18 protein-coding genes are annotated in these 15,650 nt (G+C 43.5%); 2 read left to right on the top strand and 16 right to left on the bottom strand.

Annotation, left to right across the window (positions count from 1 at the left end):
- Positions 1–111: 111 nt before the first annotated feature.
- The 11 genes from NML69_RS00310 to NML69_RS00260 all read right to left on the bottom strand — a co-directional run bounded on the left by NML69_RS00310 (position 112) and on the right by NML69_RS00260 (position 8,901).
- Complete coding sequence (locus NML69_RS00310; RefSeq protein WP_254724965.1) at positions 112–1,443, bottom strand: hemolysin family protein; 1,332 nt, start codon at positions 1,441–1,443, stop codon at positions 112–114.
- Between the two features lie 135 nt (positions 1,444–1,578).
- Positions 1,579–2,403, bottom strand: a complete 825-nt coding sequence (locus NML69_RS00305) for a DNA/RNA non-specific endonuclease (protein WP_254724964.1) — start codon at positions 2,401–2,403, stop codon at positions 1,579–1,581.
- Between the two features lie 40 nt (positions 2,404–2,443).
- A complete protein-coding gene (locus tag NML69_RS00300) occupies positions 2,444–2,638 on the bottom strand; it encodes a DNA-directed RNA polymerase subunit beta (RefSeq protein WP_254724963.1) in 195 nt (64 codons plus the stop codon).
- Entirely contained in the window at positions 2,625–3,908 is a 1,284-nt protein-coding gene (gene murA / locus NML69_RS00295) for a UDP-N-acetylglucosamine 1-carboxyvinyltransferase (protein ID WP_061421648.1), read from the bottom strand. Before murA ends, NML69_RS00300 begins: the two co-directional genes overlap by 14 nt.
- A gap of 23 nt (positions 3,909–3,931) precedes the next feature.
- Entirely contained in the window at positions 3,932–4,162 is a 231-nt protein-coding gene (locus NML69_RS00290; RefSeq protein ID WP_002892633.1) for a DUF1146 family protein, read from the bottom strand.
- A 55-nt stretch (positions 4,163–4,217) separates the two neighbouring features.
- Positions 4,218–5,255, bottom strand: a complete 1,038-nt coding sequence (locus tag NML69_RS00285; protein WP_254724962.1) for a SepM family pheromone-processing serine protease — start codon at positions 5,253–5,255, stop codon at positions 4,218–4,220.
- Entirely contained in the window at positions 5,239–5,727 is a 489-nt protein-coding gene (coaD, locus tag NML69_RS00280; RefSeq protein ID WP_001280715.1) for a pantetheine-phosphate adenylyltransferase, read from the bottom strand. The genes NML69_RS00285 and coaD overlap by 17 nt, the downstream gene beginning before the upstream one ends.
- A complete protein-coding gene (gene rsmD / locus NML69_RS00275; protein ID WP_215805073.1) occupies positions 5,717–6,256 on the bottom strand; it encodes a 16S rRNA (guanine(966)-N(2))-methyltransferase RsmD in 540 nt (179 codons plus the stop codon). Before rsmD ends, coaD begins: the two co-directional genes overlap by 11 nt.
- Positions 6,257–6,320: 64 nt before the next feature.
- The gene (gene asnA, locus NML69_RS00270) at positions 6,321–7,313 is read right to left on the bottom strand and encodes an aspartate--ammonia ligase (protein WP_254724961.1); all 993 of its coding nucleotides are present in this window, start codon (positions 7,311–7,313) and stop codon (positions 6,321–6,323) included.
- Positions 7,314–7,422: 109 nt separating this feature from the next.
- Positions 7,423–8,106: a Bax inhibitor-1/YccA family protein gene (locus NML69_RS00265; RefSeq protein ID WP_125391571.1), complete on the bottom strand. Its 684-nt coding sequence runs from the start codon at positions 8,104–8,106 to the stop codon at positions 7,423–7,425.
- A gap of 54 nt (positions 8,107–8,160) precedes the next feature.
- Positions 8,161–8,901, bottom strand: a complete 741-nt coding sequence (locus NML69_RS00260) for an RNA methyltransferase (RefSeq protein ID WP_254724960.1) — start codon at positions 8,899–8,901, stop codon at positions 8,161–8,163.
- 33 nt (positions 8,902–8,934) lie between these two features.
- Between NML69_RS00260 and NML69_RS00255 the strand changes: the two genes are divergently transcribed.
- Together NML69_RS00255 and yidC are read left to right on the top strand one after the other, a co-directional pair.
- The gene (locus NML69_RS00255; protein WP_001174620.1) at positions 8,935–9,213 is read left to right on the top strand and encodes an acylphosphatase; all 279 of its coding nucleotides are present in this window, start codon (positions 8,935–8,937) and stop codon (positions 9,211–9,213) included.
- 77 nt (positions 9,214–9,290) lie between these two features.
- Positions 9,291–10,220 (top strand): membrane protein insertase YidC, encoded by a 930-nt coding sequence (yidC, locus tag NML69_RS00250; protein ID WP_254725319.1) that lies wholly within the window; start codon positions 9,291–9,293, stop codon positions 10,218–10,220.
- A gap of 71 nt (positions 10,221–10,291) precedes the next feature.
- On the opposite strand, the gene pflA is transcribed toward yidC, so the two are convergent.
- The 5 genes from pflA to rmuC all read right to left on the bottom strand — a co-directional run bounded on the left by pflA (position 10,292) and on the right by rmuC (position 15,649).
- Positions 10,292–11,086, bottom strand: a complete 795-nt coding sequence (gene pflA / locus NML69_RS00245) for a pyruvate formate-lyase-activating protein (RefSeq protein WP_001288284.1) — start codon at positions 11,084–11,086, stop codon at positions 10,292–10,294.
- 120 nt (positions 11,087–11,206) lie between these two features.
- On the bottom strand, positions 11,207–12,463 hold the full coding sequence (locus tag NML69_RS00240) for a diaminopimelate decarboxylase (RefSeq protein WP_254724959.1): 1,257 nt from the start codon (positions 12,461–12,463) through the stop codon (positions 11,207–11,209).
- A gap of 66 nt (positions 12,464–12,529) precedes the next feature.
- Complete coding sequence (gene purR, locus NML69_RS00235) at positions 12,530–13,357, bottom strand: pur operon repressor (protein ID WP_002874197.1); 828 nt, start codon at positions 13,355–13,357, stop codon at positions 12,530–12,532.
- Between the two features lie 104 nt (positions 13,358–13,461).
- Positions 13,462–14,403 (bottom strand): 3'-5' exoribonuclease YhaM family protein, encoded by a 942-nt coding sequence (locus NML69_RS00230; protein WP_254724958.1) that lies wholly within the window; start codon positions 14,401–14,403, stop codon positions 13,462–13,464.
- Complete coding sequence (rmuC, locus tag NML69_RS00225; RefSeq protein ID WP_254724957.1) at positions 14,393–15,649, bottom strand: DNA recombination protein RmuC; 1,257 nt, start codon at positions 15,647–15,649, stop codon at positions 14,393–14,395. The genes NML69_RS00230 and rmuC overlap by 11 nt, the downstream gene beginning before the upstream one ends.
- Position 15,650 lies beyond the last annotated feature (1 nt).

The following is a 15,650-nucleotide window of genomic DNA, read 5'->3' as shown; positions in this document are numbered from 1 at the left end:
AAGCCCAAAAAATCGGGCTTTTTTATTTTTTCTTCAGATAAATACGGGTAACTTAGAAAAACTTTTGGGGCGAATTTGGGGAAATATAAAGCAGTGACTCAAGTCACTGCTTTATTCTGTTTCTTCTTCAGGTTCTAGTTCTGTGATTTGAACTTTTACCTTGGTAACACGTCCATTTTTCACCTTATCATTGGTCAGGACGATTTGCTTGTTTTGACTGATCAGTTCATAACTGATTTTTTCAGTTGTTGGAATCGTACCAACACCCGTCAAATAGTAACCAGCGATGGTATCCACATCATCGCTTTCTAGTTCGACACCAAAGTAGTCATTGAAGTCGTTAAGATTCATGGTTCCCTGTGCAATATAGGTGTCCTCACCGATTTGATGGACTTCGATTTCTGCCCTATCTGTCTCATCATCGATCTCACCGACAATTTCTTCTAAGAGGTCTTCCAGAGTTACCAAACCAGCCATACCACCGTATTCGTCTAGTAAGATGGCCATTTGTCTTTGGGTATTTCGCAATTCTTTTAGCAAGTCATCCACAAAAATAGTTTCAGGAACAAAGAGTGGATCTTGTAAGATCTTCTTCCAGACAATGTTTTCAAAGCCATCTGCATAGGCAGCGTTTAGCAAACGCTTGGTATGAATCAAACCAATCACATTGTCCTTATCCCCATCATAAACAGGGATACGTGAGAAATTTTGCTTTAGAATACTTTGGATAATGGTTTGACTATCATCCTGAATATCCACCATAAAGGCATCCGTCCGAGGAACCATGACTTCTCTCGCCATCAGCTCATCTAGAGAGAAAATCCCTTGTAACATCTCGATTTCGTCTGCATCCAAAGTTTCCTCACTTTTGGTCAACATGTACTCAATTTCATCTCGAGTCATTTTTTCATCCGCATCATCAAAGGTCATTGGCGTTAAACGACTCAAGAGATTGGTTGAAGCAGATAACAACCAGACAAAGGGACTGACAATCTTCCCAAGCCCAATGATAATCGGAACAGAGCGAATGGCTAAGGCATCTTTTAGATTAAGGGCAATCCGTTTAGGATAGAGTTCACCAAAAACAATAGAGATGTAGGTCAAGAATGCCAAAGAGAGGAAACTTGCAATGGCATAAGTTGTTTCTCCATTCCCCATCCAAGAGGCAATTACTTGTCCAAGTGTATCTGCCAATTTTGCCCCTGACAAGATCGTGATCAAGGTGATACCGACTTGAATGGTTGATAAAAAGTGGTTAGGATTTTCAAGTACCTTTAACAAACGAATGTAACGTTTGTCTCCCTCTTCTGCCTTTTGCTCCACTCGGGAACGGTTTAGTGACACCATCGCCATTTCAGTGGCTGAGAAAAAAGCATTTAACAGGGTCAAGATAAATAACAATACAAACTGTAGCAACAAATTCTGACTGCTCGGGTCTTCCATAGTCCTTCTCCTAAAATAGTATCTTGTGTTCCATTATATCATAAAATCCATCAGGATTCACATTATTTTTCATTTAAAGAACAACTCCCCTGCCTCTAGAAGACAAAGGAGCTATTTTTATTGTATCTATTGTTTCTAATCCGTCACTGTTACTTGACCCGTTTGGTAATCAAGCTGGATTCCCTTTTGAACATTGGGGATTAGGACATTGAATTCCAATTCGCCATCTGAAGACTTGGCTTCGATTTGTGAAGCGGATGGAACTAGGTCCTCATTTGTCGCATAGTGGAGCGTCACGCGATAACGGACCCTCTTATTTTGGTCCAAGGCTTTTCTGACCAAACTCTCATAGTAGTTCTGACCTGTCGAATCCTCAGCCTGTGCTTGGTTGGCCCAAGCTGTCTGGACTGCAATGTTCTTGGGGTTGCTGGTAGAGGCATCAAAACCGTCCAAACCACCTATCAAGGCATAGCCCAGCAGGTGTCCTCTATCAACTGCATGTGTATAGACTCCCTTTAGATTCTTGACCTGATGCCATCCTGGTGGCGTCCAGGAGGTTGAGCCGTTGCCTGTTTCTTCACGATTTTTATACTGCCGAGTCGCTTTGGATAAGATGGCATTGGCAACAGTTGGGACTGTTTCTTTTCCAACTATCTTTGTTTTATTATCCGCATAGGGTTTGCTGGAAACCTTGGCATCTAGATTGGTTTTATTGCCATTTACGACAAAGGCACCTGCCCCATTCCACTCAAGATCACCCTTGATTTGGTTTTTGATTGACTCAGTTAAGACACTTTCAGCTAGCTCCTGACTGGGAGCTTCTGAAGCTTGTTTTTTCTGACTAATCTTTGTTCTAGGGGTGTTTGGCGCTGTCTGCATCTGCTTGATATAGTAGCTTCCAGCAGCCAAGAGTAAGAATATAAGTAACCCTATCAGAGCTTGTCTTGTTTTTTTATCCATTTTTCTCCTTATTTCTTTAGAAAAAGACTGGTCTCCCAGCCTAATTTCCTGTAAATTTGCTAATCAATTCCTGCCACTTTGCTGGAGACAAGATAGCCCATGGATCCTGTCCCTTTCCTAGGATACCATAGCCAACCATCAAGCCGATTCCTAAAGCCAGAAAGCCTAGCAATAGTACGATAAAAATCAACAGTAAACAACGGAGTACATAGCGTAAGTTTTTATTCTTCTTCATCATTTGCCTCGATTCGCTGAATCTTCGCTCCTAGCTGAGCCAATTTCTCATGGAAACGGTAGTAACCTCTATCAAGGTGGACTAATTTACCAACAACTGTCTCCCCTTGCGCCACTAAACCTGTCAGAATCAAGGCCGCACTGGCACGAAGGTCCGTTGATAGAACTTCTGCCCCCTGTAAAGCCTGTCCCCCAACAATACGAGCTGTGTCACGGATAATCTCTGAGTGCAAGCCCATACGGCGCATTTCCTCCAAGTGTTGGAAGCGATTTTCAAACACCGTTTCCACCATGGTGGATTCCCCTTTTGCGACTGTCATCAGAGCTGTAAATTGCGCCTGCATATCTGTTGGAAATCCTGGATGTGGCAAGGTTTTTACATGAACAGCCTTGAGATTTTCAAGTTGAGAACGAACACGAATACCTTCAGATTCCTCTGTCACTTCAACACCCATCTCAAGTAGTTTTGAAATCAAGGGGCGATTGTGTTCCCATACTGCATCACGAACGAGAACATCGCCACCGGTCATAGCTGCCGCTACCATAAAGGTTCCAGCTTCGATACGATCCTGCACGACATTGTGGGTCGCACCATGGAGTTCCTCGACACCAGTCACTGTGATGGTTTCGGTACCAGCTCCCTTGACCTTGGCTCCCATTTCATTAAGGAGAATAGCAAGGTCAACAATTTCCGGCTCACGCGCAGCATTTTCAATCACTGTGACACCATCAGCTAGAGTCGCTGCCATCATGAGGTTTTGTGTTGCGCCAACACTAGGGAAGTCCATGTAGATATGAGCGCCATGCAGGCGTTCTGCCTTGGCTTCGATGTAACCAGCTGTCTGGGTAATCTTTGCCCCCATAGCTTCCAAACCTTTGAGGTGGAGGTCGATTGGGCGACTCCCGATGGTACATCCCCCTGGCATAGAAACTTTGGCATGGCCTACACGAGCAAGGATTGGTCCCAAGACAACGATGGATGCACGCATCTTGCTGACATACTTGTATGGAGCTTCCTCCGTGATATCACCAGTCGCATCAACCTCGACAACATGAGCTTCCTCATCAAAGTCCACCTTGGCATTCAGACCTCGAACCACTTGATTCATGGTGAAAACATCTGACAAGATTGGGACGTTCTGCAAGACTGTCTTCCCCTTGCTTGCTAGAATAGTCGCTGCCAACAAGGGCAAGACGGCATTCTTTGCCCCCTCGATGGTCACACTCCCGACCAGACGATTATCTCCGCCTTGAACCACAATTTTTTCCATAGTTGTTTCCTTTACTTTTGATTTTATAATAGTCCTCTAAGTGCTTCTTGCCACAGTTGGTACAAACTGATAAAGAATGAACTCAAGATATAGCCCATCACAATACTAAAGAAGCCTACCAACAAACGAACTTTTTTTGTGTTAGTAGCGGTCACTTTTAAAACCTTTTCCCATCTCACAAGATCCTTCAAAAGGTAAAAACTCAAATAAATAAAGAGTATATGACTACTTAGAGTGAATAATAATTGAACCATTTGACTATTATACCATCTTATCCGCTTGCGCGCTAGTTTTCAATTTTTCTACGAATTAGGAATTGTTTTTAAGGTAATCAATTGCATCCTGCAAGGTCTTAACCGGAACGATTTTCATCTCCGTTTTGATCGTTTTAGCAGCTTCTAGGGCTGTTTCATAGTTGCTTTTCGCATTGGGATCTGCTTTTTTTGCTTCCTCGGTGACTGGATTGTCAGGAGCAAAAAAGATGTTGGCTCCCTGACGAGAGGCTGCAACCACTTTTTTGTCAATTCCCCCGATGTCGCCAACATTTCCATCGCGATCAATGGTTCCCGTTCCTGCAACGATGCGGCCATTACGAAGTCCTGGATCTGCTATCTGGGTGTAAATAGCGAGACTAAACATGAGACCAGCACTTGGCCCGCCGATACCAGCTGTTGAAAAGCGAATTGGAACGTCACTGGTCACTTCTGTACGGTCAATCAAACCAATCCCAATACCGTTTTTCCCGTTTTCGAGAGTGATAATTTTACCTTCTGCAGACTTGACTTTTCCGTCTTCCTCATAGGTTACCTTGACCGTATCTCCTAATTGTTGAGAATTAACATAGTCGACTAAGTCTTTTGAACTGTCAAATGTTTTGTCATTAACAGCCGTCACGGTGTCTGCTATGTTCAGAATGCCCTTAAAAGTTGAATTGTCCGTCACGGTCAAGACATAAACTCCCAGATACTTGAGTTCGATATCCTTTCCAGCCGTCTTTAATCCTTGATACTTGGCCATGTTTTGAGAAGTTTGCATGTAGAACTGATTGATCCGCATAAATTCTGCATCAGTAGAGCCACCCGTAGTCTCCTTGGCACTTCTAATATCCGTGAAAGGTGTTAACCAAGCATAGACAAGATGCGATAGGGTTGCGTGTCGAATACCGACTGTCACAAACTGGTAAGCTCCTGCTTCTGTGTCTTCTGTTTCATTGACTTTCAAAACGCGACGAATATCTTCCGCTCCACCCGGAACTTCTATGTAGTAAGGTAAAGGTACTACAAAGGCTAAAAAAGTCAATACTAGTGCTAGGATGACATATAAGGGCCATCTAGTTTTTTTCTTCATGTTCTAATTCCTCCACAACACTGTTTGGGACATATTGCTGAATCTCCTGACCAAACTTCAGAAGTTCTCTCACGGCCGAAGAGCTGATATAAAGATGCTCTGGGCGGCTATATAGGTAAATGGTTTCGATTTCTGGAGCCAGTTGATGATTGTAGTAGTCAAAGCTAGACTCGTATTGCAAGTCGGTGGTATTTCGCAAGCCACGGACAAGGGTCTTAGCACCCAGTCTTCTTGCAACATCGACGACTAGTTGGTCATGAGAAGCCAGGACCTCTACATTATCTAAATGCGCCACCGCTTTTTCAACTGCTCGTTTGCGGTTTTCAACAGGGAGAAAGCCTTGTTTGTGGGGATTGTAGAACACCCCGACATAAAGCTTATCAAAGAGTTTGCTGGCTCGTTCAATGATATCCAGATGTCCATTTGTCATCGGATCAAATGATCCTGTAAATAATCCAATTTTATCTGACATAAACTGTCACCTTACTAATCCCATATATTTTTTCCTTCCAGATGCCTAAGCAGGCGATTTCTTCTGGGAGTTCTACAGACTTATCGGTTTCGCAGACAACCATGACCTCTTGGGAGAAAAGGTTTCTTTCTGCCATTTTTTCGATATCTGCAACGATTTGTTCTTTTGCGTAGGGAGGGTCTAAAAAAACCAGATTAAATGTCCCTCCGACTTGCTCTAGAGCACGGTCAGCTTCCATCTTTAAGAGCTGAAATTTAGAAACTTCCTTGGTCATCTGGATATTTTCAGCGATGACAGCTTGGGCCTTTCGCTCCCGTTCCACTAAGACAGCATGGGACATCCCTCTTGACACAGCTTCAATAGACAGACCACCACTGCCAGCATAGAGATCCAAGACACGACCGCCCTCAAAATAGGGACCTATCATGTTAAAGATAGCTCCACGCACCTTATCCGATGTCGGCCTCGTCGTCTTGCCTTCTAGCGTCTTGAGGGGGCGCCCCCCATAGATTCCTGATACGATTTTCATACCGTTTATTATACCAAATTATAGGCAAAAAGAGAAAGAAAACCGAACCTTGCGGTTCGATTCTCTACAAAATATTTTCGTACGTGTCGCGGACTTCTTGCGGCCAAACACTGGTCTGAACCTCTCCGATGTGTTTCTTACGAAGAAGGAACATGGCCATCCGAGACTGTCCAATCCCCCCACCGATTGTCAATGGGAAAAGACCGTTGAGCAGTGCCTTATGCCATTCCAACTCCAGACGATTTTCGTCTCCTGTAAGAGCCACTTGGCGACGAAGTGTATCTTCATCTACCCGAATCCCCATCGACGAAAGCTCAAAGGCACAACCAAGAGATTCGTTCCAAACCAGAATATCTCCATTTAGCCCCTTGTAGCCATTCTCAGACTCTGTTGTCCAGTCATCGTAGTCAGGCGCACGGCCATCATGAGGTTTTCCATCTGGTAACTCTCCACCAATACCAATCAAGAAAACTGCACCAAACTCTTTACAGATTGCATTTTCACGCTCTTTCGGTGTTAAATCTGGATAGCGTTCCACCAACTCTTCTGTGTGAATGAAGGTGATTTGTTTTGGCAAGATGGATTCGATATCATAGCGGGCTTCTACGGCTAGCTCTGTCAGACGAATAGCCTTGTAAATCTTCTCAACAGTTTCTTTGAGATAGGCGATATTGCGTTGACCATTTGGGATAACCTTCTCCCAGTCCCACTGGTCCACATAAACTGAGTGGGTCGCGTCGAGCGAATCTTCGTCTGGACGAAGGGCCTTCATTTGAACAAACAGACCTTCACCTTCACCGAAACCAAAACGAGCCAAGGTGTGGCGCTTCCATTTGGCTAGTGAGTGGACGACTTCATAAGTTTCATCTGGAATCTGCAAGACCTTTACGGATACTGGATGTTCGATACCGGACAGGTTGTCCTGCATCCCATCACCAACCTTGCTCAAGATAGGACCTTGAACTTCAACAACTTCTAACTTATCTTTCAAATACTGGGTAAAGGTGTTTTTGACAAAGGAAATTTCTTCTTGTTGATGAATAAAACTTTTCTTCATAAACAGCTCCTCAAAAATTAGTTAAAAGCATTATACACCTATTTCCAAGAAAAGAAAAGAGTAAATAAGAAAAAGTCAGTGCTCTTTTGAACACTGACTCTGTCATTCATTAATCGTTTCGACCAAAGATTCGTAAAATGCTAAGGAAGAGGTTGATAAAGTCTAGATAGATGCTGAGCGCCATCGAGATGACCCATCCTGTCGCGACTTGTCCTCGTGACTGCTCATAAACATAGCGAATCTTTTGGTTGTCCCAAGCAATCAAACCTGAGAAAACCAAGACCATGGCAATACTAATCATGTAGTCAAAGAAACTATTGGCTAAAAATAGATTCACAACCATGGCAATGATGAGACCAACAAGCGCTGCCATCAAAGCTCGTCCCATTCCACTCAAATCTTTCTTGGTGAAAATTCCGATTGTCGCCATGACAAAGAAGAGTAGGGCACTGGATACAAAGGCTGATAAGACGGTCCCAGGTGTATAGAAGGCTACGACAAAGCTCAGCGTAAAGCCATTTAAAACAGAATAAACTAAAAATACTGGGAGAGCTGCTGGGCTATTTTTTGCAGCCATGCTACTTGCAACAAAGACCAGAGCAAGTTCTGCAAAAGTTGCAATCATCAACCAGAGACGGCCATGCATTAAAAAGTAGACCAATTGGGACTGAAAGACTGTCAACATCAAAGCTGACACGAGAGCTGATAGACCAATCCCAAGTCCCACAAAGGCATAAACCTTAGCGTAAAATTGATTGAGACCTGAACGTTCTTGAATAATCGTTTGATTCATTCTGATTCTCCTTTTTCTATAAATATGTCTTGATTATAACAAAGATTTTATAAATTAGCTGAAATAAAACATCAATATACCTGCTGCAACTGCTACGTTGAGACTTTCTGCTCGGCCTTTCATGCCTATATGAACCAGCTGATCAGCACTCTCAGCCATGACAGAACTAATCCCCTGTCCCTCATTTCCCATGACTAAAACAAAATCTTCTAGGGGAGAAAGCTCACGATAATCCTTTGACTCTCTTGATAGGGTCGTTGCTAGAATGGGCAACTTGCTCTTCTTTGCCTCCTCTACAAAGGTAGCAAGAGGCATACGATAGATGGGCAAGTGAAAATGACTTCCTTGCATGGAACGCAGGGTCTTGAGACTGTAGATATCCGCTGACTTATCTGAAACAATAACCCCTGTAAAACCTGCCGCATCCGCCGTCCGAATCATGGTACCCACATTGCCAGGATCTTGGACATCTTCTAAAAATAGAAACTTGCCCTGACGAAAATCAGGCAGTCCCACTTCTTCTTTTTGAATCACTGCAACAATCCCTTGAGGAGTTTGCGTATCTGCCAAATCCAGTAAAATCTCCTCTGAAACCCAAATAGTTTGAGGAAAAGCAACTAGCTGATCTCGGTAACTTTCTAGGGCAAAGACCTTTTCAATCGTCACTCCTGCTTGAACAGCTTCTTCAAACAAGTGCCAGCCCTCAATCAAATAAGCAGACTTTCGATATTTTTTTTGATGTAATTTCTTTGCATTTTTTACCACAGAATTGGCTTTTGAGGTTATAATAGTCATAGAAATATTATAACACAATCAAAGGGGTTTGGTATGCAAAAGGTTAGAATGATTGCCCAAGGCAGGGTGCAGGGTGTTGGTTTTCGTTGGGGTGTTTATACTTTGGCTCTTGAAATCGGTGGCATCACTGGTCGTGTCTGGAATAATGACGATGGCACAGTGGAAATTCTTGCTCAGGCAGACTCCTCTGCCACTATGGCAAAATTTATCCAAGAAATCCGAAAAGGTCCGACACCTTTTTCAAAAGTCACCTATCTAGATGTACAAATGAGCAACTTTTCATCCTATTCGGACTTCAAAGTCGCAAATTAGGTCTCTAGAACTATTGTATATTTTACAAAAAAACAGTAGAATAGAAAGGTATAATTTTTAAAGAAGGAATGAAAACATTGAAATCTATTAAACGTTTTGCCCTCTCTGCTATGGGAGTGGCTATGCTACTCGTCTTGTCAGGCTGTGTCCAAGTAGACAAAGCAACAGGACAACCCACAGGATTGATTTGGAATACCATCGGAGCACCTATGGCTGAGGCTATCAAGTACTTCGCTACTGATAAAGGTCTAGGCTTTGGTGTGGCTATCATTATCGTAACCATAATCGTGCGCTTGATTATCTTGCCACTTGGTATCTACCAATCATGGAAGGCAACACTTCACTCTGAAAAGATGAATGCCCTCAAACACGTCCTTGAACCACACCAAACACGTCTCAAAGAGGCAACAACTCAAGAAGAAAAGCTAGAAGCACAACAAGCTCTCTTTGCAGCTCAGAAAGAACACGGCATCAGCATGTTCGGTGGTGTAGGATGTTTCCCTATCCTCATTCAAATGCCTTTCTTCTCTGCTATCTACTTTGCAGCCCAATACACTGATGGAGTAGCTAGCTCTACCTTCTTGGGTATCGATCTTGGTTCACCAAGTCTGCTCCTTGTCGCTTTCGCTGGTATCCTCTACTATCTCCAATCACTCCTTTCACTTCATGGAGTAGAAGACGAGATGCAAAGAGATCAACTAAAAAGAATGATTTACGTGAGTCCACTCATGATTGTCGTCTTCTCCTTCTTCGCACCAGCCAGTGTGACGCTTTACTGGGTTGTCGGTGGTTTCATGATGATTCTCCAACAGTTCATCGTTAACTATGTTGTTCGTCCAAAACTTCGCAAAAAAGTTCGTGAAGAATTTGCCAAAAATCCACCAAAAGCAAGTTCATTTTCAACTGGAGGCGGACGTAAAGATGTCACTCCAAACCAAGCAACTGCGATCATGACTAATAAGAAACATAAAAAACGCAATGCTGGTAAACAACATTCTAGAAAATAAGAAAAAGCTTAGCTGAAAGGCTAGGCTTTTTATGCATCACAAAAGCCCGATATCTCCATCGGGCTTCTTTTTTATCCATGAACACGTTTCATGTAGTCTTGATAGCTCTCTGTATCCATAAGTTTTTTAGCATTCTTAACGCGGTCTGCTGTTGGTGGTTTGACTCCTTCGAGCGAATAAGGAATTCCTAGTTCACGCCACTTGAATTCTCCCATCGTGTGATAAGGCAAGATTTCAAACTTGTCAACGTTTTTGAGGGTTTTGACGAATTTACCGAGTTCAATCAAATCCTCATCTCTATCTGTCAAGCCTGGAACCAGCACATGGCGAATCCACACAGGCTTCCCAATATCTGATAGATATTTTGCACAAGCCAAGATGTTTTTATTGGTTTGGCTGGTAACAATCCTGTGTTGTTCGTCGTTGATCTCCTTGATATCCAAGAGAACCAAATCTGTCACCGCCATGAGTTTATTAAACTTTTCGAGATAACGTGGTTTGTTACGGAATGGAAGGGCACAGGTGTCCAAGGTACAGTGAATCCCTTTTTCCTTGGCCTTGGTAAAAAGGGCAATCAAGAAATCAATCTGTAAGAGGGCTTCTCCACCACTAACAGTGATTCCTCCTTTGTCTCCCCAGAATCCACGGTAGCGAAGGGCTTCTGACAAAACATCGTCTACTGTCCGTCTTCGTGATTTATTGGTCTCCATAGCCCATGTATCGGGGTTATGGCAGTACTGGCAACGCATCTGACAACCTTGCAAAAAGACAATAAACCGAATCCCAGGGCCATCTACTGCCCCAAAACTCTCTGTCGAATGCACCATTCCTGTCACTTGTCCATAGTCAATTGTTTCTTCAGACATATCGTCACCTTCCTTGAAACCGTTTTATAGTTTTATTATATCACGAGTAAGGTGAAAAACAAGGTTTTTTTGTCTATTTTTTAGAAAGCAATCTGTTTTTCACTTTCATTTTCAATTTTTTTAATGATCCGATTCAAAATCAAAACCATACAAGGTTGCAAAATAGTCCTCAGGGCGCTCTGCACGGCGGATTTGACGGGCTTTTCCTTCTTCGGTATAGAGGATTTCTGCCGAGCGTAGTTTGGCATTGTACTGGTAACCCATGGAGAACCCATGTGCACCTGTATCATGAATCACCAGCAAATCACCGATTTCTGTATGAGGTAGTTCGCGGTTCACTGCAAATTTATCATTGTTTTCACAGAGTGAACCAACCACATCTACCACCTCAACAGGTCCGTCTGGATGGGTCAGATTGGTGATATGGTGGTAGGCTCCATACATGGCTGGGCGCATGAGGTTGACTGCCGAGGCATCCACCCCCAGATAGGTACGGTAAGTTTTTTTCTTATGGGTGACTTTTGTGACGAGAGCTCCGTGAGGGGCTAACATAAAACGACCCAATTCAGTAAAAATCTTGACCTGACCAAGACCTGCAGGTGTAAGGACTTCCTCATACACCTTACGCACCCCTTCACCAATCACAGCGATGTCATTTGGCTCCTGGTCTGGACGATAGTTGACACCAATACCGCCGGAAAGATTGATAAAGTCTAGTGAAATGCCCAACTTTTCCTTGATTTCAACGGCTAATTCAAAAAGCTGACGCGCCAACTCTGGGTAGTAGAGATGGGTGACGGTATTGGATGCTAGGAAAGAGTGAATCCCAAAAGTCTTGGCTCCTTTTTCCTTCAAGATGGCAAAGGCTTCAAAAAGCTGGTCCTTGGTCATCCCAAACTTGGCTTCTCCAGGATTGTCCATAATGTCTGTCCCCAGCTCAAAAACGCCACCAGGATTGTAACGACAAGAGATGATTTCTGGAATGCCAGCTGCACGCTCTAGATGTTCAATATCTTCAAAGGCATCCAAATTAATGGTTGCACCCAATTCGCGCGCATAAGCGTACTCCTTGTCTGGCGTATTATTTGAAGAGAACATGATATCAGAACCGGGAAAATCCAGTTTATGGCTCATCAAGAGCTCCACGTAACTAGAACAGTCCACACCGCAATCTTCCTCTTTGAGAATTTTCAAGATGGCTGGGGTTGGAGTAGCCTTAACTGCAAAATATTCCTTAAAACCCTTATTCCAAGAAAAGGCCTGGTTGACGGCTCTTGCTTTTTCACGAATCCCCTTCTCGTCATACAAGTGGAAGGGAGTCGGGAACTCTGCAACAATTGTTTCTAAATCTTCTCGGCTGATAAATGGTGTTTTCATAAGCATCCTTCTATTCTGTTTGCAAAGAAAGGCTGGGACAATCGTTCCAACCTTTAGCTCTATCTCTTATTTGTCTTCGTCAAAGATATTTCCAATCTCAACATCGATAGATTGGTTCTTAACATCAATATTGGTTACTTTCAAGAGTGACTTGTAATCAAACTGCTTTTCACGTTCTTCTTGGGCATTGTCTGCAAAGACTGCGACACCAGCCAGTTCAGAGTCAAACTCACGCAAGAGACTAATCATCCCGTTGACAGTTCCGCCACCTTTCAAGAAGTCATCCACGATCAAGACACGACTGCCTGCCTTGAGACTGCGTTTTGAAAGGAACATTTTCTCAATACGGTCACCACTTGAACCTGAAACATAGTTGACGCTGACCGTTGAACCTTCGGTAATCTTCAAGTCACGGCGCACAATGACAAATGGAACATTGAGGACATTGGCAACTGCATTTGCAAGTGGAACCCCTTTAGTTGCTACTGTCATAACGGCATCGATTTTTTGGTCCATAAAGCTCTTGGCAATGATACGCCCAATATTTTTCAAAATGGCAGGTGTACTGAGCAAATCAGACAGGTAGATGTAGCCACCTGGCAAGATACGGTCGCTTTCTGAAAGTTTGTCACGCAAGTCTGCGATCATTTCTTTGGCTTCATGGCTTGAGATTGATGGTGTAAAGATAACGCCACCACCTGCTCCAGTCACAGTCTGAATATGACCGATTTCAATTTCTTCAAAGGCACGCTTGATAATCACGATATCCTCTGAAATCGATGATTTAGCAGATTCGTACTTTTCTGCAAAGGTATTGAGACTTGTTAGTTTGTATGGATTATTAATCAAATAGTTGGAAATGACAACCATCCGATCACTTCTTCTTAATTTCATTTTTATTTACCATTCCATTTAATTTTGATATTTTATCCATTATACCACATTCACATAAAAAAACGAACATTATTGCGTAAAAAATGCTCGTTTTTCTTAAATCATTAATCTAAATCTGGTTTATAGAAGGAACGATTGTCCATAGCGAAGATTTTATTGGTCATCTCTCCTTTGTCCACCAAAGCTAGAGCTGTTGACATCATCATCATGCTGGCATCTAGATTATCGATCATATGAATAATCTCTGCCTCCATAATGCGTGGACGGACTGGACTTCCATACTCTAGTAAGCCATGGTGACTGAGGATGACATGGCGCAGTAGCACCACTTCTTCTCTAGTATCATCGATGCCTAGTTCCATGACTGTCTTAGTAATTTCACTATCAATGAGAGCAATATGTCCAAGGAGATTGCCTCGCACTGTGTACTCCGTCTGATCAGGACCACTGAGTTCTAAAACCTTAGCCAAGTCGTGCAACATAATCCCCGCATAGAGCAGACTCTTGTTGAGCTGAGGATAGATGTCACTAATGGCATCTGCCAAGCGTACCATAGTTGCTGTATGATAGGCCAAACCCGTTTCAAAGGCATGGTGGTTGGTCTTGGCAGCTGGATAGGAGTAGAATTCCTTATCATACTTGGTGTAGAGACTGCGAACGATACGCTGCCAGATAGGATTTTCAATCTTGAAAATCATTTGCGACATGTAGTCACGGATTTCCTTGACATCAACTGGCGACTTAACCTTGAAATCAGCTGGATCATTGGGTTCCCCAGGCTGAGGCAAACGAAGCGTGATTTGATTGACTTGTGGAGTGTTGTTGTAAACTTCTCGACGTCCCTGCATGTGGACCACTTTCCCTGCGGTAAAGGCCTCAACGTTATGTGGTTGGGCATCCCAGAGTTTCCCTTCAATCTCGCCACTATCGTCTTGGAAGGTAAAGGCTAGGTAGTTTTTCCCAGCACGCGTCTGTCTCAGGTCAGCTGACTTGATCAGGTAAAAACCTTCAAACAGCTCATCTTTTTTCATGTGACTAATCTTCATATTCTTCCTCATCTTCTTGGAAATGGAGTAGATCAAGCGCAGGCTCACCTTCTGATAACTCAATGTGACGGAGCGTCCGCTCGATAGCTGTAGTACGACGGTTTAATAATTCATCAATATTGCCAGAGGCGTGTTGAAGATGCTTTTGTGCCTTGACCAGAATGCCTCCGAACTTGCCAAACTCGGTCTTAACGCTGGCAAGAGTCTTGCTAATATGGTCAGCACTCTTCTGGATATTGAGAGTCTTGAAGCCAACTGATAGGGAATTGAGCAGGGCTGATAGGGTACTTGGTCCTGCAACGATAATCTGCTCCTCCCGTCTCAAATCATCAAAGAAGATAGGATTGCGGACGATTTCTGAGTAAAGTCCCTCTGTCGGAACAAACAAGACTCCAAAATTGGTCGTCCGAGGTGGCGCTATGTACTTGCTCTTAATATCTTTGGCAAAACGCTTGACGCTTGCTAGGAGTGACTTGCGACAGCGTTCGATTTCGTCCTTATCGCCTGCTTCATAAGCTTCTTCTAAGCGGTAATAATCCGCCAATGGAAACTTGGAGTCAATCGGTAAATAGACATATTCCTGGTCACCCTGTCCAGGTAACTTGATGGCATACTCTACTCGCTCGCTAGAGTTTTCAACCGTTGCAAATTCTCGTTCGTACTGGGCAGGGGTCATGATGTCTTCGATGATTTGCCCCAGTTGCAATTCGCCCAGAATCCCTCTCGTTTTGGTTCCAGAGAGAACCTTGTTGAGTGCACCGACATCGCGGGCAACTGTCTGCATTTCTCCCAAACCTCGATTGACAGACTCTAGTTGCTTGGAAACTGTCTCGAAGGAGGCCTGCAAGCGCGTCTGCAATGTCTTTTCCAACTTTTCCTCGACTGTCTGGCGCATTTGTTCCAAACGTTGCTCATTTGATTCTTGCAGTGCTTGGAGGCGTTGGTCAGTCTTGTCCCTAGTTTGCAAAAGATTATCTGTCATTTCTTGACGGACTTGAGTCAAGCCTTGGTGCAACTCCATTCGCACTTCCTGCAAGCGATCGCTGACAGCTACTTCCAAGTCTTTTTGATCTAGCTGACTGGCTTGCCTAGCTTGGTCAAAACGATAATCTAACTGATCTGACAAGTTATCTGCTTGATCCTCCAAACTCTTGGCTAGGTACTTGTCTTGCTTATCCTGCCTTTGCCAAATCAGAAAGAGTCCAGCTAGGTTGACAATTAATAATAGTAATAATACAGTCTCCATC

The organism is Streptococcus sp. CF8-6, assembly GCF_024295845.1.
Taxonomy (GTDB): Bacteria; Bacillota; Bacilli; order Lactobacillales; family Streptococcaceae; genus Streptococcus; species Streptococcus oralis_BO.
Note: the sequence above shows the minus strand (reverse complement) of the source record. Positions and strands in the feature narration are given on the sequence as shown.